This window comes from Blautia difficilis, assembly GCF_014297245.1.
In the GTDB taxonomy this organism is placed as follows: Bacteria; Bacillota; Clostridia; order Lachnospirales; family Lachnospiraceae; genus Blautia_A; species Blautia_A difficilis.
Map to the genome: position 1 here is coordinate 1 of NZ_JACOQG010000073.1, position 3,065 is coordinate 3,065.

General features: G+C 40.1%; 2 protein-coding genes, 1 tRNA gene and 1 rRNA gene. 2 read left to right on the top strand and 2 right to left on the bottom strand.

Annotation, left to right across the window (positions count from 1 at the left end):
• Both H8Z82_RS16765 and H8Z82_RS16770 read left to right on the top strand, forming a co-directional pair.
• A 23S ribosomal RNA gene (locus H8Z82_RS16765) occupies positions 1–119 on the top strand; the annotation flags it as partial.
• Positions 120–378: 259 nt separating this feature from the next.
• A tRNA-Trp gene (locus tag H8Z82_RS16770) sits at positions 379–449 on the top strand.
• A 60-nt stretch (positions 450–509) separates the two neighbouring features.
• Here the strand turns inward: H8Z82_RS16770 and H8Z82_RS16775 are convergent.
• Positions 510–1,835 (bottom strand): amidohydrolase, encoded by a 1,326-nt coding sequence (locus H8Z82_RS16775; RefSeq protein WP_186995753.1) that lies wholly within the window; start codon positions 1,833–1,835, stop codon positions 510–512.
• Between the two features lie 142 nt (positions 1,836–1,977).
• On the bottom strand, positions 1,978–2,823 hold the full coding sequence (locus H8Z82_RS16780; protein ID WP_186995754.1) for a delta-lactam-biosynthetic de-N-acetylase: 846 nt from the start codon (positions 2,821–2,823) through the stop codon (positions 1,978–1,980).
• Positions 2,824–3,065 lie beyond the last annotated feature (242 nt).

The following is a 3,065-nucleotide window of genomic DNA, read 5'->3' on the forward strand; positions in this document are numbered from 1 at the left end:
TGAGATATCCCATTCGAAAGAAGTAAACCCCCTTGAAGACGACGAGGTAGATAGGGCAGAGGTGGAAGTGTGGCAACACATGGAGCTGACTGTTACTAATCGGGTGAGGGCTTGACCAACTAGCCGAGGAAGCGGCAGGATGGAGCAGGAAGGATTCGGAGCAAGCTTGCTTGTGGAGAAGCATTCCTGATACAGACTGAACATTTGCGAAGCAAATGACACTGAGCAACGAAGTTGCGAGGTGACTCCGCTGGAGTACAATACTCAATCGGAAACGCAGGAAGTTAATTCTCAAGGAAATGTCAACATGTATGTAGTTTTGAAAGTACATTAATTATTTGCATGTGGCTTCAACTAGTCACATGTATTATATTTTATAGGGGATTGGTCAAATGGTATGATAGGGGTCTCCAAAACCTTTGGTGGGAGTTCGATTCTCTCATCCCCTGCTAAAAAACACCGGAAAGTCAATGAATATGGCTTTCCGGTGTTTTGTTATATTGAGAAAACTACTGAAGCAGATCCAGCACAATTCCACAAAAGGCTTTTACGCCATTTGCAAGAGCATCTTCGTGAAAATCAAATTTGTCATTATGAAGAGGTGCTGCACAGGGACTTAAATTTAAAAAATAACAGGATTGTCCGCCATGAGATTGGACACGTTGGGACATATAGTAATAATCTTCGCTTCCGCCTACATCTGCAGAGGAAAGGTGAAGAATTTTCAGATGCATTTCCTTTTCACACACATTGGCCAGACGTTTCATGAGAGGTTCATCGTTTTTTCCGCTTATGGCGGATCCCATCTGTCTGAGTTTATAGGTGCAGCCATGCATTTGGGCGGCAGAGTGGATAATACGTTCTGCATAATTTTTCATATATTCATTTGCCTCAATTGAGGATCCACGTACTTCTAATTCTATATGTGCATGATCACAGATGATATTTCTGCCAGTTCCTGCTGTGGCTTTACCTACATTAATTCTGGTATCGCCCTGACTGCATCTGGGAATGGCATGAAGGTTTAAGATAGCTGTGGCCATAGAAAGCATGGCATTGTTTCCTGATTCTGGTGAAGCAGAAGCATGAGCACTTTTACCATAGAATTCTGCATCAAATTTTGTGGTTGACATACTGTGACTTTTTCCCACTCCGATGGCGAATCCCTGCTGCTGGGGATGATTACACATGTGTGAGGCCAGAACATAATCTACATCATCCAGATGCCCGTTTTCTACAATAGCCCGGGCACCTCGGACGCCCTCTTCAGCTGGTTGAAAAATCAGTTTGACGGTTCCATGAAGTTCATGGCGGAGTTCACTGAGAATTCTGGCAATGCCAAGTCCTATGGCTGTGTGTCCATCGTGGCCGCAGGCATGCATGACACCATTATTTTGGGAACTAAATCCGTTCTTTGTGGGAAAATGTGTTTCTTCAGAACTTTCCTGTATGGGAAGAGCATCAATATCAAATCGAAGTGCTACAACAGGCCCAGAGCCGCAGCGTAAAATTCCGATTACACCGGTGAACCCCTTTTGGGTGTCCGGAAGATATGTAAGATCTGTACCCTCCTGATTGATAGTTTGTGTATAGTGTTCAGATAGACAGTTCTTATCAGGAATTCCCATTCGTGCATTTGCTTTACAAACTGCTTCGCCGGTCAGGATTTCATCAAAGTTAAATTTTTTTAAATAACCGGCAATAATAGAAGATGTGCGCATTTCCATCCATCCTGTTTCCGGATATTGGTGGAGGGTACGGCGGATTTTTTTTAATTCCGGTTGAAGCTGTTCAGTTTTTATTAGTATTTGTTTGTATAAATCTGGAGTAATCATACGAATTCCTTTCTATGATCTGATATAGGATGTATTTTTATAGTCCTCAGAATAGAGACAGAAGAGCTGAATGATATAAAAGTTTATATGTAAAAGATATAGCGTGTATCAAATCTTGTCAATAGCAGTCAGAAAGTATTTTTTATGCAATAAGTTCTTTCAGACTATGGAAGCTGTATCCCATCTGCTCCCATTTGCTCAGAAGTTCATCCAGAATCAGAGCATTGGTGGAGGAAGTACTGTGAAGAAGTACAATAGCTCCTGGATGAATCCGATTAGTTAGCTTTGTAATGGCTTCCTGAGGGTCCGGTTGATTATCCTGATACCAGTCTACATAGGCCAGACTCCAGAAAAAGGTGTGATAACCCAGTTCTTTTGCCATAGATAAGTTTAAAGTACTGTAGATTCCCTGAGGAGGACGATAAAACTTTATCATTTCTTTGCCGGTAACTTCTTTATATATAGCTTCCACATCGGATAGTTCCTTCTGAAAGGCTTCTTTTGTAGAAATTTTGGACATATTTGGATGAGTCATAGTGTGATTGCCTATGATATGTCCTTCTTTTTCCATTCGTTTGATCAGATCGGGATTTTGGGATAGAAAACTTCCTACCACAAAGAAAGTGGCTGGTACCTGGTGTTTTTTTAAGGCATCCAGAATTGCAGAGGTATTACCATTTTCGTATCCTGCATCAAAGGTAAGATAGATATTTTTGCTATTAGTGTCCTGAACATAAAAAGCATTATATTGTTTTAATTCTTGTATGGAAGCATTACCCAGAGGTTGTTTTCCTTTTTCTTGAAAGCTGAGTCCCCAGCTTCCGGAAGGATTAGAAGATACTGAGAGTGCTGTAATATCCGGAGGGATGATTTCGGAAGATGTGATTTTTGCAAGCAGGCGTCCTGTCAGAAAAGCAGCAGAGAAAATCAGTATAAGTTTCAGATATTTGCCGAATCTACTGTGAAAAAGATATGTAAGATTCTTCATAGAAGAAACTCCAAAATAATTGGTATTGTTATTATATATGCGTGAAAAGAGTAAAAAATTCAAATAAAAAAGAGCCATCAGTTTCGTTTACTGTGGCTCTTTTTAAAATTGAATATCCAATGGTAAGTACCTCTCTTTCTGATTAGTATTTTATATTGTTTATTTTATGATTTATAAGATCAAAGACTCATATCCCATCGGTCTGTACCATCCTTTAAAATTTTGACAATAAGGTAAATCAT